This window comes from Bradyrhizobium sp. Leo78 (assembly GCF_059512425.1).
Genome location: NZ_JCAMOT010000010.1, coordinates 160,407 through 187,286, shown reverse-complemented (window position 1 = coordinate 187,286; position 26,880 = coordinate 160,407). Strand labels below are relative to the sequence as shown.

Sequence of the window (26,880 nt, the reverse complement as noted above, 5' to 3'; positions counted from 1 at the left end):
TGCGCCCGTCCGGCGTATCAGACCACGGCGTTTTGCTTGATGACCTCACGGTAGAATGAAGCGCTCAATTTCGGGGTACGGCGTTGCGTCTTGAAGTCGACGTGGTAGAGCCCGAACCTTTTCTGATAGCCATCCGCCCATTCAAAATTATCGATCAGGCTCCAGTGGAAGTACCCGGCCACGGGCACTCCCTGTGACGTCGCGCGCTGGAGCTGCTGCAAATAGTTGCGCAGATACATCACCCGATCGAGGTCGTAGACGTTGCCGTCCGCTGCAGGTTGGTCCGACGACGACGTCCCGTTCTCGGTGATATAGATCGACCGCACGCCCCACAGCTTTGCCGCGTGACGCGGCGCCCAGTACATCGCCTCGGGGCCGAACCGGAGCCAATCCGCATCCATGTGCGGGAACGATGCGGGAAACGGCGCCAAGGCGAAGCCGCGTTCGTTGTCGGCCGCCAGCACGTAATGGTCGGGCTTGTAGATGTTCAGCCCCAAGAAATCGATCGGCGACGAGATGATGCGGAGATCTTCGGTCGTGTATTTTGGGGCGTCCTTTCCGGCCTGAGCCAGAAAGCCGTCGATGTACTGCCCTTCGAGCATCACGGTCAGATAGCCGCCGTTGAGTTCACGTGTCGCGATTTCTGCGGCGCGCACATGCGCGGGAGTGTCGATCGCCGGTATGCAGACGACCAGGTTCTCCGCGGGCCCGACCTTCGTCCCCGGCCGCCCACGCACGCGGATCGCCTGCACCGACAGGCCATGTCCGAGCGCAACGTTGTGACGGACCTGATTCAACTCGGCTTGCGGCAGTTTCAAACCAGGGGCGTCGATCCCAAGGCCGTGGCCGAGATGAACGAGCCTCGAACATTCGTTGATGGTGAAGATGTGGCTGACGCGATCGGTCAGGCGCTCGGCGACATAGGCCGCGTAATCCGCAAAGGCCTTCGCGGTGTCGCGCGACATCCAGCCGCCGAAGCGGTCCTGCAATGCCTGGGGCAGATCCCAATGATAGAGCGTGGCGAACGGCTCGATGCCGTTCGCCAGGAGTTCGTCAATCAGCCGGTCGTAGAAGTCGAGGCCCTTCGGATTTGGCGTGCCTGCCCCCTCCGGGAAGACGCGCGGCCACGCGATCGAGAAACGATACGCCGTGGCTCCCAGCGCCTTCATCAACTGGACGTCGTCGCGGTACAGGCGATAGTGATCATCGGCGACATCGGCATTGCTGTGATCGATGATGGTCCCGGGCGTGTGAGCAAAGCCGTCCCAGATCGCCGGCCCGCGGCCGTCTTCGTTGACGGCTCCTTCGATCTGATAGGCCGAAGTCGCCGTGCCCCATCGGAAATCGGCCGGAAAGCCGGCCAGCGAATTTTCACCGGCGGCTCTGACCTCCTGCGGCTTGCCGGCATCGGCCGGATAGGCCGGCGCGGCCGACAATCCGAGCGCTGCCGCTCCGGCGAGCGTTGCGAAATGACGCCGTGAAAGTCCATCCAGCGACATCGATATACTCCAGAAATTCACCGCTCGCGCGACGACCACAGCGCGGCGCCAAGCAGAACAAACGCGGCCGCGGTCCATAGCGACTGCCAGTTTTGAATGCCTTCATTCAGCAGGATGAAGACCGCGGCCGCCGCGAACAGGCCAGCGAATACCGACTCGGATGTTGCGCGCACCTCCGGCTTTCGACGGTTCAGTAGCGCCACCACCAGGATCGGCACCGCCGCCATGGTCAAGCTGGCAAATGGGAAGTCGCGCGACCGCGGGTCGAACATGAAGCCCAGTGCGCTTTCCGCTGCGACCATGGCCGTGAGGAGGAGCACAGCGCCGTGAAGCAGTGCCGGCAGGGATCGTGTTCGCATCTCGCGCGGTCCGATCAATTCCGCAATCGCCGGGAGCGCGCGGCCCGACATCAAGGCGTTCATGCACAGGAGCGGCAGAACCGTTGCTGCGATCAAGAACGAGCCTTGCCGCATCAACCCGGCAAGGCCGTAGCTTTCGTGGAGCGCATTCTCGACGCTAATACCGAGCAGGATTCCGCCGACGGTGGCGGATGCCGCCACCGCAAGCCACCGCGACAATGCCGTTGGCGCAGCCGAGCGCAGGCGCGCCAACAACGCCGTGACGAACATGGCGATGCTGAAAGCCAGGCCAGCGCCGAGCTGCAGCTTCCAGAACGGATAGTTGCTGACGGCAGCTCCGGGTGAATATTTCAGCCGGCGGCTTTCTCCATCGAGCCAGCCCCAATGAGCGCCCACCGTCCCTTCCCACTGGCGCTTCCATGGCTCGTCATACGCTTCGAACAAATTGATACGAACGTTCTCCCGACTGGCCTTGTCGAGCAGCTCGAAGGTGAAGCGCGCCTGATTGATGCGCGATGGCAGCGCACCGTCGCGCATGCGTCCTCGGCTCGGCCAGCCGGCCTCGCCGATGAAGATCTCCTTTCCGGGAAATGCCAGCGCGACCTTGTTGCGCGCGTCGAGCACATGCTGGGGCGCTTCCTCGGCGCGGGGCGGAACGTCTTCCCAATAGGGCAGGACGTGGATCGTCACGAAATCGACGTCATGGCCGAGTTCCGGGTAGCGCAGCCAGAAGTCCCAGGTGTCGGCGTAGCTCACGGGAACGCTGACGCGAACTTTGGCGGAGCGGATGGCCTCGCGAAGGCCCGCCTCGGGCAGTTCACCACGGAGCAGCACCTCGTTGCCGACGATGACTGCGGTGACGACGTCGGTAAATTGGTTGGCCAGCGACACCGCGGTTTCAATGAGGCTGGCATTCTTCAGACGATCGCGTCCGATCCAGACGCCGAGGATCACCTTCAGCCCGACCTTTGACGCGAGCTCGGGCACCTTGTCCAGGCCGTTCTCCACCGAGTAGATGCGGATGCAGGTGCTGATCTTGGCAAGATCGGCGATATCTTCCGCGATCTGGTCCGGGCTGATGACGGCGGAGGAATTCCACGGCGTCTGGTGGCCGCGAAATGGCGCATAGGAAACACAATCCAGTTTCTTCGCGAGATCGACGGGCGCGTGTCCCAATGGGACCGGCATCGCCAGCCAGCACCAAACCGCGACAATGATGCACATGGACAGTAGGAACAGCCATAGCGGCGCGGCAACCCTAAGCGGCGATCTTATGGCGGCGCCACCGGGCAACCGGCTCGCACGATTGGGGCTTGATCCGGCGGGAACATCGAGCTGCATCAGTTAAGCGCTCCGGGCTGCGTCCGAACCGACGATCGCAGGGGAGCGCGAGGAACCATCCAGTTCGCTGAAGAAAGCGATTGAAGACATCGTTTCAAATGCTTTAGCCTGGCCCGGTCAAGCCAAAGCTAAATCCCCAAATTCGCCGCACGCAACTACGGCAGACCCCATCCGTAGATTTACGGAAGAAGTATAGCAGTGTCTTTCATGTGCCTACAAACGCAGGAATGGCAATGGGCAGGCTACGCGCGTTCTTGAAGGCCCTGGCGATTGCGCGGGGAAGCTATTGATGCGGCGACGCGAGTTCATTGCAGGCGCGGCGGCGCTGGTGGCCTGTATGCAACTTTCGAGGCGGACTGGTCTACTGACGCCGGCCTCTGGCGAGGTACTGCCCCCCGGCAATCCGCTGCCTACCGGCTTCTACAATTTTACCGGCTCCAACCTCCCCAATTGGCAGAAAGCATCGGTGGCGCAGCAGCGCGGAGACGCCAATGCGATCATCGGCTGTCTCGGCGATTCAACGGTCGCCGGCCAGGGTGCCGCCAGCAACGAACTCGCGTCCAACGCCAAGAGCAAGTCGTGGCCAACGCAATTGGCAAGACTGACTCCGAACGGAAGCTGGTCAAGCGTATGGGGTGACAACAACGTCAGCGCCGCCACCGGCGACCTTCATGCCTTCGATGCGCGGCTTCATCCCGGTTGGCCGATCAGCAATATGAGGGCTCAAGTCGCTGGCGCTTGCAATGACGAGCGGAGAGTTCTGATTTGAATGTCAAACAGCAATTCCGTAGGATGGGCAGAGCGCAGCGAAACCCATCAGCTTCGGCGACGGCGGCACGAATGATGGGTTTCGCTGCGCTCTACCCATCCTACGTTTGATTTCAAACAGCAGTGAGGATGCGAGTCCGCATTCTCGCGGCGTTTTGCGCCCGAGCTTTGCGTCTCGTTTCACCCTCCTCGATATCAGAGGGCGCAGGGAAAGCCGGGTGCCGGTTGCACCCGTGGGTCCCGTGCAACAAAAAAGCACGGGGGTAGGACCACAGGTCAACCGAAGCATTCCGGCTTTCCCTGCGCGATGGTGTTACGGTTTCCTTCGTGCTCTCCTTGGTGACCGGGCTTTCTTGCCACCATCACCCGCGGGCAGCTCTTGCTGCTCGCGAGCTTAGCGCCAGCGTCGGGGCGCCAGAACCACACGACTTCGCCGTCCACGGATAGTTGCGTTCGTCTATCGCAACACCCGCGTCCACCGCATCTCACCGCAACGTTCGTGACGATCGCGACCCGCCCCTCATCCGCCGTGAGACGCGCGGAGTTAAATCACTGATTTGCCCGACGACGGAAGCGGAATGTTTTTCCTGCGAGGGCTGGACAGACTTTTGGTGATTTGCCCGTCGGGTTGATTTGTCGCACCCGTTGCATCCACGTCGTCATTGCGAGCGGAGCGAAGCAATCCATAGCGCCGCCCGTGGAGACGTGGATTGCTTCGCTTCGCTCGCAATGACGCAGGGCCGTCATCCCCCAAAGCGGCCACTTGCGATTTAAAGACCAATTGGTCTATATATTGGCAATGAGCCACCAAACCCCAGCACAGTTGCCCCGTGGCCGCCCCCGAAGTTTCGACATGGAAGCTGCTGTCGAACGCGCGATGGGTGTGTTCTGGGCGCGCGGCTATCACGCCACGGCGCTCCCTGACCTTCTTCGTGCGACAAAGCTCTCGCGTGGCAGCCTTTACGCGGCTTTCGGTGACAAGCACTCGCTCTTCTTGCGCTCGCTTGATCGCTACATTGCCGATGCTCTGACAAGGATGGATATCGAACTCGACCCCCGCAGAGAGCCGGTCGACGGCCTGCGGGCCTACCTTGCCGGCTACGTTGACCGCACCAGCGGTGCCAATGGTCGGCGCGGATGCCTGCTGGTGGCCGCAGCCATGGAGCTGGCTGGCCAGGATACTGAAGTTGGTCGTCGCATCGCGAGCTTTTTCAAAGCCATGGAGGCCAGGGTGGCGGATGCGCTTTCTCGCGCGAAGGCGGCGGGCAAGTTGGCCGATGGTGTTGAGCCTTCAAGTGCCGCCCGAATTCTCGTCTGTTTCGTTGAGGGGCTGCGAGTGGTCGGCAAAACGGCACCGACTCGGATCACATCGCAAGCCACCGTTGACGCTCTTCTCGACCGCTTCATCAAGTAAACAACCCTTCGTCAGGTAATCGCCCCTTGGACGCCTCCGCTATTGGCGCAGCGATATCTAGACTGATCGGTCTTGAAAGGAAGATGCCCATGTCTGCCATCCAGATCGTCTGCGCGGTGGTCGTTCCGTTGCTCTGGGGTTATCAGTTCGTGGCCATCAAGGTGGGCGTCACGGAGTTTCCGCCTCTCTTCTTCCTCGCACTGCGCTTCCTGGCCATCGCGCTGCTGCTGGTTCCGTTCGTCAAGAGGCCCACGCGGCAACAGCTCGGCCCGATCGCAGCTATTTCGATTTTCTTTGGTGGACTGAACTTCGGACTCTTCTATGTTGGCCTTGGGCTCGGCTCGGGAAGCATGTCGGCCGTCGCATATCAGCTCGCCACGCCCTTTACTGTGCTGTTAGCCTGGCCGTTACTGGCGGAGAGGCCGTCTCTCACCACGTCCGCCGGAGTGGTGCTTGCATTCGTCGGCGTGGTCGTGTTGGCAGCGGAGCCTGGCCTGTCGGCAAATGCGCGTCCGCTGCTGCTTGTGGTCGGATCAGCCTTCGCATTCGCGGTGTCCAACGTCTTGACGAAACGCTACGGCCCTTTTGATCCCCTGGCGTTGATGGGGTGGTCGTCCCTGCTCACGGTGCCGCAGGTCATGTTGATGTCGCTGCTCCTTGAGTATGGACAACTGGCGAGCCTTGTCACAGCGGATCACCGTGGTTGGCTGGCACTCGCCTACACAATTTTCATCGGAGGAATTGTTGGGTTTGGCCTTTGGTTCTGGCTGATCGCCCGCTGCTCCATGGGCCGCGTCGCACCCTTCGGTCTGCTGCTTCCGGTGTTCGCCTTGATTTCGAGCGTGTTATTCCTTGGCGACCGCATGACTCCAAAGTTGATTGTCGGTGGGCTGCTCGCGATCTCCGGCGTCGCTATCACACAATTAAGACCGAGCGCTCGACCGATTTGAACCCGGAAGTCGCGTCGTGGCGACTTCCGGGTTTGTGAAGGGTTTCGGATGCCGGTCGCATGATTGACGGCGCGGCATATTCGGCGGCCGGCGTCCGAAACCCTTCAAAGGCGACCTTAAACTCGCAACCAGCGAGAGGCTGATCGCGGCTTGGCAGAGTCCTTGGTGGGACTTAGCACAAGCGGCACGCCCCCCAGGATGCGCAGCAACCCGCGCAACCACCAACCCCCCAGCCACCATACCCCCAGCCACCGAACCCGATGTCGTCATCGAACCCGATGTCGTCATAGAACCCGACGCTGAACCCGCAGCCGCCGCAACCGCAACCACGGAAGCCAAGGCAACCACGGAAGCCACCGCAACCTCGGACGCCAACAAACCTGGCACCACCGCAACCTCGGACGCCAACAAACCCGCCACCACCGCAACCTCGGCCGCCAACAAATCCGCCACCACCGCAACCTCCGCCGCCAACAAATCCGGCACCACCGCAACCTCGGCCGCCGCCAAACCCGCCACCACCGCAACCTCGGCCGCCGCCGCACCCGCCACCACCATGGCCGCACCCGCAACCACCGCAGCCGCCGCCGCGCGCCAGCTGCACGCCGCCACCAAAGTTTTCTCTATCGAACAGATGGAACGTGGCCAGACTGACGTCGGCCATTTCCTCCTCGCCGAGAAAGAAGCGCTGATTTGGCGAGGTATTGTAAGGCTGCGGGACACCGGCAGCGGGCATCGTGGATGCGGATGCACTACCCGCCAGCGAAAGACCCAGTCCGACGGCACCTAGCACCTTCACGGTGGCGGCTTTGGTTGCGCGTTTCTGCTTCGAAGCCTGCTTGACCCTTGGCATGGTCGCACCCTCCGTAAGTTCTTGTGAAACGCTCGGGAAGACTGCGCTCGGCGAAACCGGCGCGCAAGGGCTACTTGTGCCATAACATGCGAAACATCTCATCGAGTTCCATTCATCTTCATGAACGGAGATCGACACATAACCGCTTTTGGTTGAGCAGAATCGCGCCATCTGCGTACACGCAGCATGGACCTGCATGTCGAATTCTGGCCCGTTGCGTCATTTACTGCCGCGCAGCAATTCCATCGCTTTGGGCGCGAAGCGGATATCGACTTCAGTGGATCGCACAAGCGGCGTAGGCGACGGAGCTCTTCTTCGGGCCCACATCGCGGCGCCAAGCCGTGCCTCAAATCCCGAGATAGAGGCATGGATTGCTTCGCTTCGCTCGCAATGACGGCGGAGTTTGCGGCGAGCGCCGGCGCAAGGCGGTCGGCCTCACCGGCTGCCAGTGCGATCCAGACCGGTGGGCGTTGATATCGACCAAATCGAGCTGTCGATCATCTGCACAGCTTCGTCATCGTTCGCCTCATCCCGCTTTGGCGGCCAAGCGGACATCCGGCCGGCATCTGCTGAACTTGGGAGGGCCTACCTGACCCTCAGTGTCTCAAAATGCGATTTCCCGATTGCTGCTTACTCACTCTCCTCCTTCACCAACGGTCCTAAGAGACCTATTGACATAAAAAAATAGATAACAACGGGCGACATTATCGACCTCAGAAGCGACTGGTGGGAAAAACTGCTGACTGGGTAGTAGCGGACAAGGACGAAGCAAGCTACGCCCAACAGAAACGAACCTACAAACGGCCATGGCCATCTCCGAAACAGGGTATTACTCACACGGAAATTGCGTAAGAATATCGCCATGAATACCAAGGCAGCAGCTCCTGACAGGAGCAGATTGAACGACTTCAAGAAAACGAAAACGCATTCGTAGCGAGGCAGAGAGCTTCTGACGCCATTTATCTCGTCGTTCAATGAAGGCCACACATGAGACGAATAACCCGCCAGCCCGCAGCCTAGCTGAGAATCTGTGCCGAGACCGAAACCGACCACTACCGAGAAGTACGACGCGAGCAGCAACCATACGGCTGCCATGCATAATTTTCGTCCTGCTTCCATGGATAGCATGCGAGAAGACCTTTTTATTCTTCGGCGGGTCGAACAAGCAGGCTACGCGGTGCAGCTGGTCTGGAGCGACACCTTCTTCGAGCCGACATCGCGGCGCCTAGCGTATCTCAAATGCCCAAATACCGGTGCTGCAGATCGGGCTCGGCGACCAGTTGCTCCGATGTGCCGCTCCACACGGTCCGGCCGCGCTCGATGATGTAATGGCGGTCGGCGATGCGGGCGAGGTTTCCGACGTTCTTGTCGATCACCAGCACGGACTGGCCGCGTCCTTTCAGCATCGACAGGCAGCTCCAGATCTCGTCGCGGATCAAGGGGGCGAGGCCTTCGGTGGCCTCGTCCAGGATCAGGAGTTTCGGATTGGTCATCAGTGCGCGGCCGATGGCGAGCATCTGCTGCTCGCCGCCGGAGAGCGTGACGCCCATGTTGCTGCCGCGCTCGGCGAGCCGCGGGAACAGCGCGTGGATCTTCTCCAGCGTCCAGGGATCCGAGCTGCGCAGACGATTGCCTGAGGCCGCGACCAGGTTTTCGCGCACGGTCAGGTTCGGGAAGATCTGCCGGCCCTCCGGCACCAGGCCGATGCCGAGTTTCGCAATCTTGTAGGAGGGCAGGCCACGCACCTGTTGCCCGGCGAAGCGGATCGCGCCTGATCGCGCCGGGGTCAATCCCATGATGGAGCGGATCGTGGTGGTCTTGCCCATGCCGTTGCGGCCCATCAGCGCGACCATCTCGCCGCTCTTGATCGACAGCGACAGGCCGAACAGCACCTGGCTGAGGCCGTAGCAGGTCTCGATCCCCTCGATTTCAAGTAACGTGTCAGCCATGACGGGTCACCGCATGCTGCTCGCCGAGATAGGCCCGCTTCACCTCTTCATGCCGGCGGATCGCATCCGGCGTATCGCAGGCGATAACGCGGCCATAGACCAGGACCGTGATGCGGTCGGCGAGTGCGAACACCGCTTCCATGTCGTGCTCGACCAGCACGATGGTGAATTCCTTGCGCAGCTCCTTCAGCAGCCCGACCATCCGCGCGGACTCGGTGACGCCGAGGCCTGCCATCGGCTCATCCAGCAGTAGGAGCTGCGGCTTGGTTGCGAGCGCCACCGCGAGTTCGAGCTCACGCTGCTCGCCATGGCTGAGCTCGGAGACCAGGACATCGGCGCGCGATCCGAGGCCGACGCGTTCCAGCGCCGCACGCGCGGTATCGCGCAGGTGCTTCTCCTTGCGCGCATTGCCCCAGAAGCGGAAGGAGTGGCCGTCATGCGCCTGCGCCGCGAGCGCGACATTGTCGATCGCGGTGAAATCCTTGAGCAGCGAGGTGATCTGGAACGAGCGCGCCAGCCCGAGCCGGCTGCGCCGATAGGACGGCAGCCGCGTGACGTCGCGACCGGCAAAATGGATGGTGCCGGAATTCGGCATCAATTGCCCGGTCAACTGGCTGATCAGCGTGGTCTTGCCGGCGCCGTTGGGGCCGATGATGGCATGCAGTTCGCCGCGCGGCACCTCGAGCGACAGATTGTCGGTGGCGAGGATGCCGCCGAAACGGCGCACCAGATTGTCGACGCGAAGCAGGGGATCAGCCACGACGCATCCTCCCGAGCAGGCCCATGATGCCACCACGCGCGAACAGCACGATCAAGACCAATAGCGGGCCCATGATCAGCGCCCAATATTCGGTGAATTGCGACAGCAATTCTTCCAGCACGAGGAAGACGATCGCGCCGATCAACGGGCCGAACAGCCAGCCCATGCCGCCGAGGATCACCATCACCATGAGTTCGCCGGAGCGGGTCCAGTACATCACGGCCGGGCTGACGAAATCCGTATTGTTGGCGAGCAGCGCGCCGGCAAGGCCACAGATCGTGCCCGCGATGACGAAGCAGGTCAGCCGGTAGCGATAGGCCGGAAAGCCGATCGCCTGCATGCGCTGCTCGTTGGAGCGCACGCCCTGCACCACCAGGCCGAACCGCGAATTGACGATGCGCCAGATCAGGTAGATGCCGCCGAACAAGCAGGCGAGGCAGAGATAGTAGAACTGCGTGCGGTCCGAGAGGTTGATCAGCCCGTCGAAGGTGCTGCGCTTGTAGATGGTCAGGCCGTCGTCACCGCCATAGCGCGACAGCGCGGAGGCGACGTAATAGGCCATCTGCGCGAATGCGAGCGTGATCATGATGAAATAGACGCCGCGGGTGCGCAGGGAGAGCGAGCCGATCACCAGCGCAAACAAAGCGGAGACGGCGAGCGCCACAGGCCACTGGATGAAGCCGGAGCCGATGCCCTCGGCGGCCAGGATGCCGACCGCATAGCCGCCGATGCCGAGATAGGCAGCGTGGCCGAAACTCATCATGCCGCCGTAACCCATCATCAGGTTCAGGCTCGAAGCCGCCAGCGCAAAGATGATGATGCGCGTGAACAGCGTCAGGATGAAGATGTTGCCTGTAACAGCCGAATAGACCGGCAGCAGGACAAGCGCGGCGCAAACCACCGCCACAACGGCGTTGCTGGCGTTGAGCTTGAACTTCATCGCTTGGCGGCCGGAAACAGCCCCTCCGGCCGCACGACCAGCACGATCGCCATCAACAAATAGATCAGCATCGAAGACAAAGCGGGTGCGGCCGTCGAGGCAGCGGCGCCGCTCAGCACCTTGCGCAGGAGATCCGGCAGGAAGGCGCGGCCGAGCGTGTCGATCAGGCCGACGAAGATCGCGGCGAGGAAGGCGCCGCGGATCGAGCCGATGCCGCCGATCACGATGACGACGAAGGCGAGGATCAGGATGTTCTCGCCCATGCCGATCTGCACGGTCAGGATCGGCGCCTGCATCAAGCCGGCAAGGCCCGCGAGCGCGGCGCCAAGGCCGAACACCAGCGTGAACAATAGCTTGATGTTGATGCCGAGGGCGCCGGCCATCTCGCGGTTGGAGGCGCCGGCGCGGATCAGCATGCCGATGCGGGTGCGCATCACCACGAGATAAAGCAGCGCGGCGACCAGCAGCGCGACAATGATGATCGAGAGCCGGTAGGCCGGGTAGTACACGCCGGGCAGCAGCTGCACCGGGGTGGTCAGCCATGTCGGCAGCGGCAGCGCAAGGCCCGCCGGCCCCCAGATCAGCCGCACCATGTCATTGAAGAACAGGATCAGGCCGAAGGTCGCCAGCACCTGGTCGAGATGGTCGCGGCCATAGAGATGCCTGAGCGCCACGAATTCGAGGGCGATGCCGAGCAGAAGCGTGGCGGCCAGCGCGAGGATCGCGCCAAGCACGAAGCTGCCGGTCCAGCCGACAAAGGTCGCGGCGAAATAGGCGCCCATCATGTAGAGCGAACCATGCGCCAGGTTCACGAAATCCATGATGCCGAACACCAGCGTGAGCCCGGCCGCCAGCAGGAACAAGAGCAGGCCGAACTGTAATCCGTTCAGAAGTTGTTCGATCAGAAGGAACATCGGCGACTTATATCAGGCTGAAACAAGAAAGCGGCAGCGCGTCCGCGCCGCCGCCAATTGTTGTTGGGTGCATGATGGCTGACCAAACCGCTCAGACTTTTGGCAGATCATGCGCCGACAATATCCAGACCTATTTCATCGGACATTTGTCGTGGAACCGGTCCTGGTCGTTTTCGACGATGGTCGCCACCGTCTTCAGGGATAGCTGGCCGTCGCCGTCCTTGACCACGTCCTGCAGGTAGAAATTCTGGATCGGGATGTGGTTGTTGCCGTATTTGAACGGGCCGCGCAGCGACTTGAAGTTCGCCTTCTCCATCTCCGCCTTCATCGCGTCCTTTTTGGTCAAATCGCTCTTCACCGCGACCACCGCGCTGTTGATGAGCTGGGCGGCGTCATAGGCCTGCGCGCCGTAATAGGTTGGGCGCAGGTTCGCGTATTTCTTGCGGTAATCGGCGACGAAACGCTTGTTCTCTTCATTCGGCAAATCGTTCACCCATTCCTGGGCCCCGGGAATGCCGAGCGCGTTCTCTTTTTGCAGCGGCAACGACAATTCGTCGATGGTGAAGGCGGTGTAGAGCGGGATCTGCTGCTTGATGCCAGCCTGCACATACTGGTTGAGGAACTGCACGCCGGCCGCGCCCGGATAGAACACGAAGATCGACTCGGCCTTCGAGTTGCGCGCCTTGGTCAGCTCGGCGGAGAAATCGAGCTGGCTCGGCCACACCGTATATTCTTCGCCGACCACTTCGCCCTTGAAGGTGCTCTTGACGCCCGCAAGCATGTCCTTGCCGGCGGCATAGTTCGGCCCGATCAGGAACACCGATTTCACGGCCTTCTGGTTCATGTAGAGGCCCATGGCGGCGGGCGTCTGGTCGTTCTGCCAGGAGGTCGAGAAGACGTAAGGGGAGCAAAGCTCGCCGGCGAGCTGCGACGGACCGGCATTGGCCGAGATCAGGAAGGTCTTGCTGTCGACGGCGGTCTTCAGCGAGGCCAGCAGCACGTTCGACCAGATGTAGCCGACGATGAAATCGACCTTGTCGGACTGCACCAGTTTCTCGGTCTTCTGCTTGCCGATGTCGGGCTTCTGCTGGTCGTCCTCGTAGATCACCTCGACCGGCTTGCCGTCCATCTTGCGGCCGAGATGGTCGAGCGCCAGCTCGAACGAGTTCCGCATATCGTTGCCGATGACGGCGGTCGGACCGCTGAAAGTCGAGACAAAGCCGATCTTGATGGTGTCAGCCGCCAATGCGGGCTGCGCCAGCGCCAGCGCGGTGACGCCCGCCAGCCAAAATGACGTTTTCATGTTCACTCCCCTCCTCCTCAACCATTCCAACCGACCCGCCAGGCGGGTGAACCGTCCGGCAGCGTCGTCCGTGCCCCCGTCACTCTCTTTTTAGGTGACGTGTTTTGTGCGCGGAATCCTGACCGGGCAGCAAGCGCGAACCGAAGGCGCCGTTTAGAACCTTCGGCGCATGCTTGCGCCTGATCTGCACCATAATTCGTAAAATGCGAGGCTGGCAAGAATTATAGTGCCGGTTGCGCGGGCAACCATTGTCGCAGTTTTGCAGCTGTTGCCGGCCGCCTTTGCGGCGCTCCACTACACGAGATATTCCGCGTCCTCGATGACGTAGGACGCGTGGCGGAAATCCCGGATGCTCGCGACCCTGTCGGCCTGCCAGTCCAGCAGCACGAAATATTTCGGCCGCGTCGCGGCGGGCGCCGTGGGGTCGAACACCAGAATCGCGGGACGGCCTTCCACAAGCCCCGGCACCAGATGCCAGTCGCTGGCCTTGGCATAATTGCCGAAATAGCGCGAAACTTCGACCTTGCCATTGAGCCGGGTCCTGCTGACGAGATCAAGCTTGATGTCGTCGGCGATCATGGTGCGGATGGCGTCGAAATCGCGGGCGTTGAAATGGGTGACATAGGCGGAAAGACGGGCCCGGTCGGCGTCCGTCAGCTTCGGCCGCGGCGCGTCGTCGCCTTCTTGCGCGAGCTCGCGCAGCCGGGACCGGCCACGATGCAAGGTGGCCTTTGCCGCGACCAGGCTCAGGTCCATGATCTCGCAGACTTCCGCCAGCGAATAGCCGAGCACGTCCATCAGGATCACGCTGCTGCGCTGCGCCACCGGCAAGCGCATGAAGGTGCGCAGGCTGGCGGCTGCGATCTCGCGGCGGGCGATGTCGTCGAACTCGTCGGCCATCATATCGACCTCCTCCGCCGATCGGAGCGCGTCCTGCCGATGGCGGCGGCGCAGGAAATCGAGCGCGGCGTTGTGCGCTATCCTGAACAGCCAGCCTTGCGGGTTTTGAACCTCGCCGACGGAAGGAAACGCTTCCACCGCCTTGATCAGCGCATCCTGCAACACGTCCTCGCCGTCGATCACCGAACCGACCATGCGGGAGCAATAGCGGTGCAGCCGGGGCCGCAGCACGACCAGGAGATTGTCGAGACCGGCCGCCGAGGCATCGGACACTGGCGCCATCCTCCCTGCTCAGGACTCATTCCCTATCTGGTCCGGATCATGCTCCAGCATACGGTAGTTCCCGACCACCCTGGCGCTGCGAACCAGCGGCGGCTCGGCGCAGCGGTCGCGAATGCCGCTCTGGAACGCCTTGAACGCGGCCAGTTGCGGCAACGGGCTGGAGCCGTCGTCGGATGCGGTCTCCACGACATGGATGAACGTGTCGTCCTCCAGCCGCAGCGTTAGATAACGCACCCCATCGGGCTTTGCCGCCTTCAGTTCCGCAAACACCGCCGCAACCAGTTCGGCGTTCGTATCGGCCATTTCGGGCTTCGTTTTGTACCTGATCAGCCCGGTCGTCATCGTCCTCTCCCTGGTTCGCGCCGCGATGCGGAGGCTATCGCGCACCCCAAGGACGTTTGACGACGGCCAAAGGATACGATCCCAGGAAGAATTTTTCCGGCCGCATCCTTTGCCCCTCCCGGCTCGTCTTGCCCGCGGAACACGCCGCCACGGGGCAGCGCGACACATGGAGGACAGACAATGAATGACCCCACCAATCGGGCCGAACAACGCTGGGTGCTCGGCATCACCTCACTGGCATCCTTTATGATGGCGCTCGACGCCCTGGTCATCACGACCGGATTTGCGACCATCCGCGCCGACTTCGGCAGCCCGGTCGAGACGCTGCAGTGGACAGTCAACGCCTTCAATCTCACCTTCGGGGTACTGCTGCTTACCGGGGCCGCGCTCGGCGACCGTTTTGGACGGCGGCGGATGTTTGCAAGTGGAATCGCCGTTTTTGTGCTGGCATCCGCCGCCTGCGCTCTGTCGAACGGACCCGTATCACTGATCGCCGCCCGCGCGCTGCAAGGTGCCGGCGCCGCCCTTGTCATGCCGCTTGCAATGGCAATACTCAGCAGCACGTTCGCTCGTGAGGAGCGCGCCCGCGCGCTCGGCATCTTCGCCAGCATCACCGGCTGCGCGCTGATCATTGGGCCCACGATCGGCGGCTTCATCACCGAAAGTTTCGGATGGCGTTGGATCTTCTGGATCAACCTGCCGATCGGTGCGATCGCCATCGCGCTGGTGCTGACGCGGCTGCGCGAAAGCTTCGGTCCGGCCGCAGCGCTTGACATCCCGGGCCTGCTGCTGGTCGCCATTGCCGCATTTGCGCTGGTCTGGGCGCTGTTGCGCGGCAATGCGATCGGTTGGACGAGCCCCGAGGTGGCGGGCACGCTTATCGCCGGCGTTTTGTTCTCGGTCGCTTTCGTGCTGTGGGAATCGCGCGCGGCTGCACCGATGGTGCCGATGCGGCTATTCACGTCGAAATCGTTCGCCGCGGGCATATGCGCGAGCTTCCTGTTCTACGCCGCTATGTACGGGGTGCTGTTCCTGCTGCCGCAATTCCTACAGATCGGGCTCGGCTTCAGCCCGTTCGGCACCGGGCTGCGGCTATTGCCATGGACAGCAACATTGTTCGTGACGGCACCGGTTGCGGGCGCGATGGTCAGCCAATTCGGTGAACGGCCGCTGGTGGTAGCGGGATTGCTGATGCAAGCGATCGGTCTTGGCTGGATCGCCATGGTTACGGCGCCCGGCCTCCCTTATTCCGCCCTCGTTGCTCCGCTGGTGCTGGCCGGCGTCGGAGTATCGATGTCGATGCCGGCCGCCCAGAACGCGATCCTTGGCTCAGTGGCGGTGCCCGAGATTGGCAAGGCGTCGGGTATCTTCAACATGGGCCGCTTTCTCGGCGGCATGTTCGGCATCGCCGCAATGGTCACGACCTTTTCCGCTGCGGGCGCGGCCGACAGCGCTGTGCACTTCAACAAGGGGTTTGCAGCGGCGATGATGTCGGCGGCAGCGCTCTCGCTGGCCGGCGCATTGGTTGGCCTGATGCTTCCAGCGCAGTCGCCGATCACGGCCACGGCACCACGGAAGGCCTAAGCCATACGTTTTCGCTATCGTGCGATTAGAAAGAAGCGCCTTGGAACGCCTGGGTGGATGAATACATAATAGGAGGGAAGACACCGAGAATCCTGGGGCCATATTCGATGACGACGCCGCCGAAAGATCCGCATCACGTGGTGATTGTCGGCGCGGGGTTTGGCGGCCTGGAGGCGACCTTTGGGCTCGCCGGCGCGCCGGTGAAGATTACCTTGATCGATCGCCGCAACCATCATCTGTTCCAACCGCTGCTCTACCAGGTCGCAACCGCGTCGCTGGCGACCTCCGAAATCGCCTGGCCGATCCGCTACCTCCTGCGCGACCGCCGCGAGGTGACGACGCTGTTCGCCAACGTCAACAGCATCGACACCGAAGGCAAGCGTGTCGTGCTCGATGACGGCGACAGCGTCCCCTATGACACGCTGATCCTCGCGACCGGCGCACGCCACGACTATTTCGGCCACGACGAGTGGGAGCCGTTCGCACCGGGCCTGAAAACGCTGGAAGACGCCACCACGCTGCGGCGGCGCATCCTCGTCGCCTTCGAGCGCGCCGAGCGCGAGACCGATCCGGCGCGGCGCGCGGCGCTACTCACCTTCGTCATCGTCGGCGCCGGACCGACCGGCGTCGAAATGGCTGGCACCATCGCCGACCTAGCACGCGATACGCTGGCGCCCGACTTCCGCAACATCGACACCCACAAGACCCGCGTCGTGCTGATCGAGGCGGGCTCGCGGGTGCTCGCGGGCTTTCCCGATGATCTCTCGACCTACGCACAGCGTTCGCTGGAAAAGCTCGGCGTCGAGGTGATGCTGGGCGCGCCGGTCACCGAATGCGATGCCGACGGCGTGGTCTATGGCGGCAAGAGGCTGGACGCACGGACCATCATCTGGGCCGCCGGCGTGCGCGCTTCGCGGGCCGCCGAATGGCTGAACGCCCCCGCCGACCGCGCCTACCGGCTGCAGGTCAATCCCGACCTCACCGTCCCCGGCCATCCCGACATCTTTGCGATCGGCGACACCATCACGATCGCCGGCCCCGACGGCAAGCCGGTGCCCGGCATCGCGCCGGCGGCGAAGCAGGAAGGGCGTTATGTCGCATCGCTGATCAGGGCGCGGCTCGAGGGCCGCACGCTGCCGCCATTCCGCTACAAGCACCAGGGCAGCCTCGCCCAGATCGGCAAGCGGCTCGCCGTGATCGATTTCGGCTGGCTCAAGCTGCGCGGCGCCATCGCCTGGTGGATCTGGGGCATCGCCCACATCTACTTTCTGATCGGTATCCGACACCGCCTCAGCGTCGCGCTGAGCTGGCTCTGGATTCACGCCCGCGACCAGCGCGCGGCCCGGCTGATCACGCAAGGCAGCAGCAAGGTGGCGCGATAACTTTAACCAAAAAGAACCGCTGGAACGTCCTTATTGCGGGCCGCGCTCCCGCAGCGATGATTGGAAATATGAGCACTCAAATCTCCCCCAGGAAGCCGCGCCGGCCGAGAGCCGCGCAAGCTGCTTCTGTCAATTCCGGCCCAACGCTCGATCTCGACCGCTACGTGCCGGGCTTCGTCACCTTCATTGCGAACAAGCTCTCGAACAGCGCCACCACGCTCTACCAGCGTCATTTCGGCGTCAACGTCACCGAGTGGCGGATCATGTCGCAGCTCGCGATCGAGCCGGGCATCCCGGCCTCCCGCATCTGCCACATCATCGGCTTCGACAAGGGACCAGTGAGCCGGACGCTGGCGCTGTTGCAAAAGCGCGGGCTGGTCGCGATCCGCGCCAACCCGAATGACGGCCGCAGCCATTCGATCACGCTGACGGCCAGAGGCCGCGCGATCCATGACAAGGTCATCGTCGCCGCGCTCGATCGCGAGCGTCGGCTGTTGTCCTGCCTGCGCAAGGACGAGCGGGAGGTGTTGATCGATCTGTTGCGGCGGCTGCACAATAATCTCGGCGCCGTCACCGGCCGGACCGGCTCCTGACTCCAGGCCCGGTGTCAGCCGGCGCAGGCGATCCATTCACGCGAAGCATCATCGTCCAGTACCGCTACCGCGGCCGCGCGGCGCGTCAGCACCGCGCGCTGGTTGATGTAGCCCTTGTCGGTGATCTCGCCGCCGTCGACGGAGGCGGGCTCCGCAAGCAACAGCGCGCGCGTGGCATGGCCGGAGGAGTTGCCGCTCTGCGCCTTCAGTCTTGCAAGACCCTGCCCGATCGCGCCGCGGATCATTTCATGGCCGATCACATCGGAAACATCGGCGCCGTCAGGCAACCCGGCCCGCGCGCGGCAGGCGGCGACGTTGGGGAAGACCAGGAAGCGCACCTCGTCGCCTCCATGACCGGTGACGACGATGTCCTGCGCGAGCGGCGCCAGTGCGGCGATGCCGGCGACGCGCAGCGTGCCGACGCTGACCCAGGTGCCGGAATTAAGCTTGAAATCCTCGGCAACGCGGCCGTCGAAGAACAGCCCGCGCTCAGGCTTTTCCGGATCGGCAAACTTCACGGCATCGCCAATCCGGTAAAAGCCCTCCTCGTCGAACGCCTGCGCGGTCAGCTCCGGCGCCTTCCAGTAGCCCGGCGTGACATTGGGGCCGCGCACGCGCACCTCCAGCTTGTCGCCGGAGGCGACGAGCTTCAATTCGGTGCCCGGGACCGGCACGCCGATATTGCCGGAACGCTCCGCCAGGAAATGGCAGTCGGTCGCGAGCGGCGACGTCTCGGTCGAGCCCCAGGCCGACACCATCGGAAACCGACGGCCGACCGTCTTCATGGACAATTCTTCCAGCGCGTCCCAGAGATTTTGCGGCAGCGCCGCGCCAGCATAGAAGGCGAACTTCACCTCGCCGAAGAATTTCCGGCGCAACGCGTCATCGCCCCGAAGCGTCGCGATCAGCATGTCGAAACCGCGCGGCACGTTGAAATAGACCGTCGGCACCACGCTGCGCAGATTGGCGAGCGACGTCGCGAACAGGCCGGGCGCCGGCTTGCCGCCGTCGATATAAAGCGTGCCGCCGTTGCGCAGCACCAGGTTGAAATTGTGGTTGGCGCCGAAGGTATGGCTCCAGGGCAGCCAGTCCAGGATCACGAGATCGTCGCTGTCAGCATCGAGGAAGGTCCAGGTCTGGGCCTTGGCCTGCTGGCTCGAGGTCAGCATGCGCTGGGTGTTGATCACGGCCTTCGGCGCGCCCGTCGACCCCGAGGTGAACAGGAATTTTGCAATGGTGTCCGGCGTCACCGCAGCGAAGGCTTTTTCCACGTCCGCGGTCTCCGGCGTAGCCGCGATGGCACTGAACGAAATGGCGTCGCTGTCGTCGGCATTACCGCTGATGATGCTCGCGGTATGCAGCGGCTTGACCGCGGCAAGCGCCGCCGCGAACGGCCTGGTGGCGGAAACATAGATCGCGCCGGGCTCGAGCAGCCGGACCATGCGCTTCAGCTTGTCGAAATCTTTCGACATCAGCGAATAGGCCGGCGAGATCGCCGCCGAGGGCACGCCAACATGCTGGGCGGCGAGCGCGAGCAGCGCATGGTCGATGCTGTTATCGGAGAGGATCATCACCGGACGTTCGACGCCGAGACCCTGCCCAAGGATGCAGGAGGCAAGCGAACGCACCTGCCGCAGGGCATCGGCATAGCTGATGGTGGTCCAGGGCGCCTCGACATCGGCGCGCTCGGCGAGGAAGACCCGGTCCGGCGTCAGCCGCGCCCAATGCTCCAGCCAATCGCCGACGCAGCGCGCGCCTTCGCGCAAGGGCACGGTCGATTTCACGATGATGGTGCCGTCGCCCCGCCGGTCGGCAACGATCGCGGGCACGGCAAACAGCATTTCGGGATCATCGCGGCGGGCGACGGCTAAGGTCATTGGGGCTTCCTCACACGCCCTCTTTGCTGGGGCTGGCTCTGCTCTACGCGACTATCCCGCCATCAGGCAATGTCGCCGCACGCCGCGGATAGAGGATCGCAAAGCTTGCGGTACTGCGCCCAAAAATTGGGCAGAGCATCGCAACCGGTCGTCGTTGCGCGCTTCTGCCAGTTCTCCGCGAGAGACTTAAGTCACGGAGATTACAGCCCGATTTTCGCAAGCACCCCAATACTGCAAATGTACACAATGGCACATCGCTTGCTTCGGTGGGCTTGGGTTTTGTCAGGCCGGGCGCCGTCGATTGTGACGGAGATCGGCCGACCAAATGGACGAGGCACCACGTGACTGAAACCGTCGCTGAGATCCTTGCTGCGCACCGCGCCGGCACCATGACGCCTGCGGAAACGGTCGCGCGCAGTTTTCAGCGCATCCGCGACCATGGCGATCCCGCCATCTTCATCACCCTGCGCGATGAGAGAGACGCGCAAGCCGAAGCCGAGGCGCTGGCCGGCAAGGACGCCGCGCGGCTGCCGCTCTATGGCGTGCCGGTCGCGGTGAAGGACAATATCGACGCGCTGGGGATGCCGACCACGGCGGCCTGTCCCGCCTTCTCCTCCATGCCGACGCATGACGCGACTGCCATCGCGCGGTTGCGCGCGGCCGGCGCCATCATCATCGGCAAGACCAATCTCGACCAGTTCGCGACCGGCCTAGTCGGCGTGCGCTCGCCCTACGGGATCCCGAAAAATCCAGTCCGCAACGACCTCATTCCGGGCGGATCGAGCTCGGGATCGGCGGTTGCGGTCTCCGCCGGACTGGTGCCGCTGGCGCTGGGCACGGATACCGCGGGAAGCGGCCGCGTGCCGGCGATGCTCAACAACATCGTGGGACTGAAGCCAAGCCTCGGATTGATCTCGACCGCCGGCGTGGTGCCGGCCTGCCGTACGCTCGATTGCATCTCGGTGTTCTCGCTCACCGTCGACGACGCCATGACGGCGCTGAAGGTGATGGCCGGCACTGATGGCGCCGATCCTTTCTCGCGCGAGCGACCGCTTGGCAAGATGACGGAGTTGCCGGCCAAGCTTCGGCTCGGTGTCCCCCGCAAAGGGCAGTTGATCTTCTTCGGCGACCGCCAGTCGGAGCAGCTTTATGCTGAGGCGATCGAGCGCTGGGCCGCGCTCGGCGCGACGCTGGTCGAATTCGACCTCGAGCCGTTCTACGAGACCGCGCGGCTGCTCTACGAAGGCCCGTGGGTTGCCGAGCGCTATCTGGTGATCCGCGATCTGCTCGCCTCGTCGCCGGAGTCGATCCACCCGGTCACGCGCGAGATCACCGCGGCCGGCGCGCGGCTCACCGCCGCCGAAACCTTTGCCGCGCTCTATCGGCTGCAGGCACTGCGCCGGACCGCCGAGCGCGCCTTCGCCTCGATGGAGGCGATCGTGCTGCCGACGGCGCCGACGGTCTATTCAACGGCGCAGGTGCTGGCCAATCCGATCGAGCTCAACAGCCGGCTCGGCACCTATACCAATTTCGTCAACCTGCTCGACCTCTGCGGCCTCGCGCTGCCCTCGGCGATGCGGCCTGACGGCGCGCCGTTCGGCATCACGCTGCTGGCGCCGGCGGGCCGCGACGCGCTGCTTGCCAGCATCGGCCGCGTCTTCCATGCCGATACAAAGCTGTCGATCGGCGCGAAGTCGCTGCCGCAGCCGCTGCTCGCTCCGCTACCGCCGTCAAGCGGCGAAGACATTCCGATTGCTGTGGTCGGCGCGCACCTGTCCGGCATGGCGCTGAACGGCGAGTTGCGCGCGCTCGACGGACGTTTGCTCGAGGAGACCGCGACCGCGCCGGACTACAAGCTCTATGCGCTCGGCACCACGCCGCCGAAACCCGGGATGCTGCGCGTCGAAGCGGGCAGCGGCGCATCGATCGAGCTCGAACTCTGGGCGCTCTCGCCGTCATCCTTCGGCAAGTTCGTCGCCGCGATCCCGCCGCCGCTCTCGATCGGCACCATCCGCCTCGCCGACGGCCGCGAGGTGAAGGGCTTTATCGTGGAGCCGGCGGCGATCAACGGCGCCCGCGACATCTCCGCCTTCGGCGGCTGGCGTGCGTTCGTGGCGGAGACGCCTACCACATAACAGCCGTCATTCCGGGATGCGCCGAAGGCGCAGGCCCGGAATCCATCGGGCCGCAGACGACGTGGATGAATGGATTCCGGGCTCGCGCTTCGCGCGCCCCGGAATGACGAACGATGGATAGCCCGCGTGGTTATACCGAGACCGCGTAGATCTCGTATTCGCCGCGTACCAATGTGATGTGGGCGCGCATGGCGGCGGCGGCGCCGGCCTTGTCGCCGCGCAGGATCGCGACCACCACGCGATCGTGCTCGGCATGCGATTTTGCCAAGCGGCCGAGATTGCGGAACTGGGCGCGGCGGAACGGCTGCACGCGGACCCGCGTCGCCAGTGTCATCTCGGCGATATAATCGTTGTGCGACCCGGCATAGATCGTGTTGTGGAAGCGCTCGTTGACCTCGTGAAAGCGCTCGGGATTTCCGGTGTAGCTGAGCACGCGCAATTCCTCATGCACGGCTTCGAGCGCATGCCGGTCGGAAGCCGTCATCCGCTCGGCGGCGAGCCCCGCGCACAGCGCTTCCAATTCCGCCATCGCCTCGAACATGCCGGTGAGCCGTTCGATCGAGGGCTGCGCCACCACCGCACCGCGATGGGCGCGCGCTTCGACCAGACCACTTGCGGCAAGCTGGCGCAGCGCCTCACGCACTGGCGTGCGCGAGACATTGAAGCGACGCGCAATATCGGATTCGTCGAGCGGCGAACCCGGTCCGAGCGCACCGCGCACGATCTCGTCAGCGAGCTGCAGGCGCAGCTCCTCGGCGCGCGTGATCTTGGACTGTTGCGGAGACGGACGGTCGACGCGACGAACCAGCATTTCCGGTCCGGCGGCGGCAGGGCGACGCGGAAGGTCGTCCAGACTCATGTCTTCGGATCCTTCGGTTCGTCGATGATGCTGACATGGGCGGCGACGATTCTCCAGCCCTCGGGGAAGCGTATCCACGTCTGCATCTGCCGTCCCACCTTGCTAGGTGCGGAGTCGCGATAGAACAGCGTCGAGGCGACCGCGGTGTCGCGACCGTAGGTCGATATCACCGTCTTCTCGGTCCGGCGATTGAGCCCGGCCGGCGAGCGCCCGGCGCGGAACGCCATGATCGCCTCATAGCCATAGAGATTCTCGCCCATGCCGTAGCGCAGCGTGCGCTTGTCGTTGCGGAACAGCTCATCCAGCACGGCGACGTCGTTCGACACCAGCGCCTTCTCGTAGCGCTCAAACTGCGCGGTCACTTCGGCAAGCACGTCGGGCAGATCGATTTCCATTCGCTAGATTCCTCGCGGCGACGGCGCGGCGGCCGCGCCCATTTGCTCCAGAGCGTAGGCAACCCGCAGCGCGATGTCCTCACGCCAGGGCGCGGCGATGATCTGCACGCCGATCGGCATCGGCTCGAGCGGAACCGGCACCGCCACCACCGGCAGGCCGATGAACGAAATCGGCTGGGTGTGGATGCCGATATTGGCGCGCACCGGCAGTTCGACGCCATCGAGCGTGAAGTTCACCTGGCCAAGCTTCGGCGCCACGCAGGGCGTCGCCGGCGCCAGGATCACGTCGACCGTCTTGAACAGCTCCAGCACCTTTTCGCGGTACCAGCGGCGGAACTTTTGCGCCTTGTCGACATAAGGCGCCGGGATCATCGCGCCGGCAATCAGGCGATCGCGTACCGCGGGATCGAAATCATTGGGCCGCTTGCGCAGGCGATCGAGATGCAGCGAAGCACCTTCCGTTGTCGTGATGACGTAGGCCGCCGAGCGGGCCCGCGCGGCTTCCGGAATTTCGACCGTACGCGTCGCGTTGAGCGCCTTGGCGATGCGGCCGACGGCTTCAACCGCCTCCGGAAAGACGTTCTGCTGGAAATAGCCGCCGGCAATGGCGATGCGGAGATCACGGATGCCTTGCGCAAGCTGTGGCACAACCGGCTCGACCGGCCGCGGGCTGCAGGCGGCATCATCAGGATCCAGTCCTTGCATCGCATCATAGGATAATGCGAGGTCACCTGCGCTTCGCGCCAGCGGCCCGAGATGATCAAAGCTCGCGACGAACGGAAAAGAGCGCGCGCGCGACAGCCGGCCATAGGTCGGCTTCAGACCGAAGATACCGCAGAAGGACGACGGCACGCGGATGGAGCCATTGGTGTCGGAGCCGAGCGCGATCGGCACCAGAGCGCCGCCGACCGCACTGCCGGAGCCGCCCGAGGAGCCGCCCGTCATCCGCGTCGGATCGTGCGGATTGCGCGACGGACCGTCATGCACGTTCTCGCCGGTGAAGTCATAGGCGTATTCGCCCATGTTGAGCGCGCCGACCAGCACGGCGCCGGCCGCTTCCATCCGCTCGATCAGCGTCGCATCGCGCGCGGCCGGCGGCAGATCGCGATTGATCTTCGATCCGGCGCGCGTGGAGAGGCCCTGCACGTCGAACAGGTTCTTCACCGCGAAGGGCACGCCCGCGAGCGGGCCGACGGTCTGGCCGGCCGCAATCGCAGCATCAAGGGCTTTGGCCTTGGTGCGGGCGCGATCGGCGGTGATATCGGTGAAGGCGTTGAGCACGGAGTCGTGCTTGGCGATGCGGGCGAGCGCCGCCTCGGTTGCTTCCAGCGCGGAGAGCTTTCGCGCGGCGACGGCCTGCGCGATGTCGGCGGCGGACAAGGATTGATCGGTCATTGCGCTATCAGGCGGAGTAGACACTGGCCGGCTCGGTCTCGTCAGGCAGCGGGAATTCGTCCACCATCCGTGCCAGTCTCAGCGAGACCTCGAGATTGGCACGAACCGCCGGCCGCCAGGCGTCCTCAACCGGCAGCCCCATCGCCGTTGCGACGGCGTCGATATAGTCATCCAGCTTGTCGGCAGCCATGACTCTCCCATCCGACGATCTCAACTCAACCACGATCCGATGACTTGGATCGAATCACAACCTCATCTGTTTTATCGAGCGCCGGGAAAGCCTGCGTGCCTGTTTTCTTTCCGGAGGCTGCTCAATGAACAGGCAACGGCGGATGCGGGATCGCCGTCAGCAGCTCCTTTGTATAAGCTTCCTGCGGATCGCCCAAGACCTTTTCGGAACTCCCCTGTTCGACGATCTTGCCGCTGCGCATCACGATGACGCGGTCGCACAACAGGCGCACGACGTTGAGATCGTGTGATACGAAAAGATAGCTCATCCCCATCGACTGCTTGAGATCCTGCAACAGGTTCAGCACCACCGCCTGCACCGAGACATCGAGCGCGGCCGTCGGCTCATCGAGGATGACAAGCTTTGGATGCAGCGCAATCGCCCGCGCGATGCCGACGCGCGCCTTCTGGCCGCCGGACAGTTGATGCGGGAAGCGGTCGAGGAGATTGACGGGAAGACCGACCAGCGTGGCGAGTTCCTCGCAGCGGGCCCGCAACGCGTCCCGTCCCCTGATGTCGCCGAGTTGCAGAAGCGGATCGGCGATCGCGCGCGCAGCGGTGAAGCGGGGATTGAGGCTGTCGGTCGGATCCTGGAACACCATCTGGATCCGGCTGCGCAGCGGCAATCGCGCAAAGGATGGCGGCTTGATCTCGCCGATTTCTTCACCATCAAAGGCGATACGGCCGGAGGTCTGGTCCAGGAGCCGCATCACCATCATCGACGTGGTCGATTTGCCGCAGCCGGATTCGCCGACCAGGCCGACGCTCTCGCCATGGCCGACATGGAAACTGATGCCGTCGACGGCGCGGAACACCTCCTGTTCCACCGGCGGCTTGCGGCCGAACAGTTTCGACAGCACCGCGCCTGCGCCCTGGCGCGGGTATTCCTTGACGAGCTTTTCGACGAGGAGGAGCGGCTCTGTCTTCTCGTCACCCCCGGGCTTGACCCGGGGGTCCATCCCTTCAGGAGAAGAGTTTTTCGAAGACTGATGGATGGCCGGGTCAAGCCCGGCCATGACGGGCTTCGCATCCTCTTCCGGCAGCAGATCGCGCAGCGACACGCCGATCCGCGGCGTCGCGCGCATCAGCTTCTTGGTATAGGGATGCTCGGGCTTGGCGAAAATATCGGCCGACCTGGCGGTCTCGACCACGCGGCCTTTCTCCATCACCACCACGCGGTCGCAATAAGCGGCGGCGAGGCCAAGATCATGCGTGATCAGGATCGTCGACATCGAACGACGCTTCGTCAATTCGACGATCAGCTCCATCACCGCCTTCTGCGTGGTGACGTCGAGACCGGTGGTGGGCTCGTCCGCGATCAGGAGCTGCGGATTGCAGGCCAGCGCAAGCGCGATCACGACGCGCTGGCACATGCCCCCCGAAAGCTCAAACGGATAGGCGTGATAACGCTCACGCGGCCGGGCGATCTTGACCTGCTCAAGCGCCTCGATCGCCTTCTCACCGCGATCGGCCACCGTCGACTGCTGAACGTGCTGACGCAGCACGTCCTCGATCTGGTCGCCCACTTTGCGGATCGGATTGAGCGCGGCGCGCGGGTTCTGGAAGATCATCGAGACCTCGCGGCCGCGCAGGTCGCGCATCTGCGTCTCGGTCGCGGCCTTGACGTCGATGCCGGAGAACATCACCGAGCCCTCGGCGATATTCCCAGCGCGATCGAGGATGCGCATCACCGCATATGAGGTCACCGATTTGCCCGAGCCGGATTCGCCGACAATCCCAAGCGTCTCGCCTTTCGCCACGGAAATACTGACATGCTGCACCGCCTTGACGATGCCACGCCGCGTGGTGAACTCGACTGTGAGGTCCTTGACGTCAAGCAGCGGCTGCGCGCTCATGA

Annotated in this window: 23 protein-coding genes; 8 read left to right on the top strand and 15 right to left on the bottom strand. The window is 63.5% G+C overall.

Features of this window, described 5'->3' with window-relative positions; translation table 11 throughout:
* Positions 1-17: 17 nt before the first annotated feature.
* Together AC5ZG1_RS15895 and AC5ZG1_RS15890 are read right to left on the bottom strand one after the other, a co-directional pair.
* Complete coding sequence (locus tag AC5ZG1_RS15895; RefSeq protein ID WP_456640667.1) at positions 18-1,499, bottom strand: GH1 family beta-glucosidase; 1,482 nt, start codon at positions 1,497-1,499, stop codon at positions 18-20.
* 17 nt (positions 1,500-1,516) lie between these two features.
* On the bottom strand, positions 1,517-3,046 hold the full coding sequence (locus AC5ZG1_RS15890) for a glycoside hydrolase family 17 protein (RefSeq protein ID WP_496133433.1): 1,530 nt from the start codon (positions 3,044-3,046) through the stop codon (positions 1,517-1,519).
* Positions 3,047-3,488: 442 nt separating this feature from the next.
* Here AC5ZG1_RS15890 and AC5ZG1_RS15885 point away from each other — a divergent pair, with 442 nt between their 5' ends.
* The 4 genes from AC5ZG1_RS15885 (at position 3,489) to AC5ZG1_RS15870 (ending at position 7,121) form a co-directional block, all read left to right on the top strand.
* Positions 3,489-3,968, top strand: coding sequence for a hypothetical protein (locus AC5ZG1_RS15885; protein ID WP_456640665.1), 480 nt, complete (start codon positions 3,489-3,491; stop codon positions 3,966-3,968).
* A 798-nt stretch (positions 3,969-4,766) separates the two neighbouring features.
* Positions 4,767-5,381, top strand: a complete 615-nt coding sequence (locus AC5ZG1_RS15880) for a TetR/AcrR family transcriptional regulator (protein WP_496133463.1) — start codon at positions 4,767-4,769, stop codon at positions 5,379-5,381.
* A gap of 89 nt (positions 5,382-5,470) precedes the next feature.
* Complete coding sequence (locus AC5ZG1_RS15875) at positions 5,471-6,331, top strand: DMT family transporter (protein WP_456640664.1); 861 nt, start codon at positions 5,471-5,473, stop codon at positions 6,329-6,331.
* Between the two features lie 556 nt (positions 6,332-6,887).
* Positions 6,888-7,121, top strand: a complete 234-nt coding sequence (locus AC5ZG1_RS15870) for a hypothetical protein (protein WP_496133432.1) — start codon at positions 6,888-6,890, stop codon at positions 7,119-7,121.
* A gap of 1,298 nt (positions 7,122-8,419) precedes the next feature.
* Here AC5ZG1_RS15870 and AC5ZG1_RS15865 read toward each other — a convergent pair.
* From AC5ZG1_RS15865 to AC5ZG1_RS15835, 7 genes are all read right to left on the bottom strand, one after another.
* Positions 8,420-9,133 (bottom strand): ABC transporter ATP-binding protein, encoded by a 714-nt coding sequence (locus tag AC5ZG1_RS15865; protein ID WP_456640662.1) that lies wholly within the window; start codon positions 9,131-9,133, stop codon positions 8,420-8,422.
* Complete coding sequence (locus tag AC5ZG1_RS15860) at positions 9,126-9,893, bottom strand: ABC transporter ATP-binding protein (RefSeq protein ID WP_208829644.1); 768 nt, start codon at positions 9,891-9,893, stop codon at positions 9,126-9,128. Before AC5ZG1_RS15860 ends, AC5ZG1_RS15865 begins: the two co-directional genes overlap by 8 nt.
* Positions 9,886-10,833, bottom strand: a complete 948-nt coding sequence (locus tag AC5ZG1_RS15855; RefSeq protein ID WP_496133431.1) for a branched-chain amino acid ABC transporter permease — start codon at positions 10,831-10,833, stop codon at positions 9,886-9,888. The genes AC5ZG1_RS15860 and AC5ZG1_RS15855 overlap by 8 nt, the downstream gene beginning before the upstream one ends.
* Positions 10,830-11,747 carry a branched-chain amino acid ABC transporter permease gene (locus tag AC5ZG1_RS15850; RefSeq protein ID WP_496133430.1) on the bottom strand — a complete coding sequence of 306 codons (918 nt, stop codon included), beginning with the start codon at positions 11,745-11,747 and terminating at the stop codon, positions 10,830-10,832. Before AC5ZG1_RS15850 ends, AC5ZG1_RS15855 begins: the two co-directional genes overlap by 4 nt.
* A 130-nt stretch (positions 11,748-11,877) precedes the next feature.
* Positions 11,878-13,050, bottom strand: coding sequence for an ABC transporter substrate-binding protein (locus AC5ZG1_RS15845; RefSeq protein WP_496133429.1), 1,173 nt, complete (start codon positions 13,048-13,050; stop codon positions 11,878-11,880).
* 294 nt (positions 13,051-13,344) lie between these two features.
* Entirely contained in the window at positions 13,345-14,232 is an 888-nt protein-coding gene (locus AC5ZG1_RS15840) for an RNA polymerase sigma factor (RefSeq protein ID WP_496133428.1), read from the bottom strand.
* A gap of 9 nt (positions 14,233-14,241) precedes the next feature.
* The gene (locus AC5ZG1_RS15835) at positions 14,242-14,574 is read right to left on the bottom strand and encodes a hypothetical protein (RefSeq protein WP_496133427.1); all 333 of its coding nucleotides are present in this window, start codon (positions 14,572-14,574) and stop codon (positions 14,242-14,244) included.
* A gap of 180 nt (positions 14,575-14,754) precedes the next feature.
* Here AC5ZG1_RS15835 and AC5ZG1_RS15830 point away from each other — a divergent pair, with 180 nt between their 5' ends.
* The 3 genes from AC5ZG1_RS15830 (at position 14,755) to AC5ZG1_RS15820 (ending at position 18,133) form a co-directional block, all read left to right on the top strand.
* A complete protein-coding gene (locus tag AC5ZG1_RS15830) occupies positions 14,755-16,158 on the top strand; it encodes a DHA2 family efflux MFS transporter permease subunit (protein WP_496133426.1) in 1,404 nt (467 codons plus the stop codon).
* A 107-nt stretch (positions 16,159-16,265) separates the two neighbouring features.
* Positions 16,266-17,540: an NAD(P)/FAD-dependent oxidoreductase gene (locus AC5ZG1_RS15825; protein ID WP_130226650.1), complete on the top strand. Its 1,275-nt coding sequence runs from the start codon at positions 16,266-16,268 to the stop codon at positions 17,538-17,540.
* Positions 17,541-17,608: 68 nt separating this feature from the next.
* Positions 17,609-18,133, top strand: coding sequence for a MarR family winged helix-turn-helix transcriptional regulator (locus AC5ZG1_RS15820; RefSeq protein ID WP_496133425.1), 525 nt, complete (start codon positions 17,609-17,611; stop codon positions 18,131-18,133).
* A 14-nt stretch (positions 18,134-18,147) separates the two neighbouring features.
* On the opposite strand, the gene AC5ZG1_RS15815 is transcribed toward AC5ZG1_RS15820, so the two are convergent.
* Positions 18,148-20,010 (bottom strand): feruloyl-CoA synthase, encoded by a 1,863-nt coding sequence (locus AC5ZG1_RS15815; protein WP_496133424.1) that lies wholly within the window; start codon positions 20,008-20,010, stop codon positions 18,148-18,150.
* Positions 20,011-20,351: 341 nt separating this feature from the next.
* On the opposite strand from AC5ZG1_RS15815, the gene atzF reads away from it, so the two are divergent.
* Complete coding sequence (gene atzF / locus AC5ZG1_RS15810; RefSeq protein ID WP_496133423.1) at positions 20,352-22,145, top strand: allophanate hydrolase; 1,794 nt, start codon at positions 20,352-20,354, stop codon at positions 22,143-22,145.
* 130 nt (positions 22,146-22,275) lie between these two features.
* On the opposite strand, the gene AC5ZG1_RS15805 is transcribed toward atzF, so the two are convergent.
* The 5 genes from AC5ZG1_RS15805 to AC5ZG1_RS15785 all read right to left on the bottom strand — a co-directional run bounded on the left by AC5ZG1_RS15805 (position 22,276) and on the right by AC5ZG1_RS15785 (position 26,878).
* Positions 22,276-23,004 (bottom strand): GntR family transcriptional regulator, encoded by a 729-nt coding sequence (locus AC5ZG1_RS15805; RefSeq protein ID WP_496133422.1) that lies wholly within the window; start codon positions 23,002-23,004, stop codon positions 22,276-22,278.
* Positions 23,001-23,399, bottom strand: coding sequence for an oxalurate catabolism protein HpxZ (gene hpxZ, locus AC5ZG1_RS15800; protein ID WP_496133421.1), 399 nt, complete (start codon positions 23,397-23,399; stop codon positions 23,001-23,003). The genes AC5ZG1_RS15805 and hpxZ overlap by 4 nt, the downstream gene beginning before the upstream one ends.
* A 3-nt stretch (positions 23,400-23,402) precedes the next feature.
* Positions 23,403-24,794, bottom strand: a complete 1,392-nt coding sequence (locus AC5ZG1_RS15795; RefSeq protein ID WP_496133420.1) for an AtzE family amidohydrolase — start codon at positions 24,792-24,794, stop codon at positions 23,403-23,405.
* Positions 24,795-24,801: 7 nt separating this feature from the next.
* Positions 24,802-24,984 carry a DUF4089 domain-containing protein gene (locus AC5ZG1_RS15790; protein WP_028163418.1) on the bottom strand — a complete coding sequence of 61 codons (183 nt, stop codon included), beginning with the start codon at positions 24,982-24,984 and terminating at the stop codon, positions 24,802-24,804.
* A 121-nt stretch (positions 24,985-25,105) separates the two neighbouring features.
* Complete coding sequence (locus AC5ZG1_RS15785; protein ID WP_496133419.1) at positions 25,106-26,878, bottom strand: dipeptide ABC transporter ATP-binding protein; 1,773 nt, start codon at positions 26,876-26,878, stop codon at positions 25,106-25,108.
* Positions 26,879-26,880 lie beyond the last annotated feature (2 nt).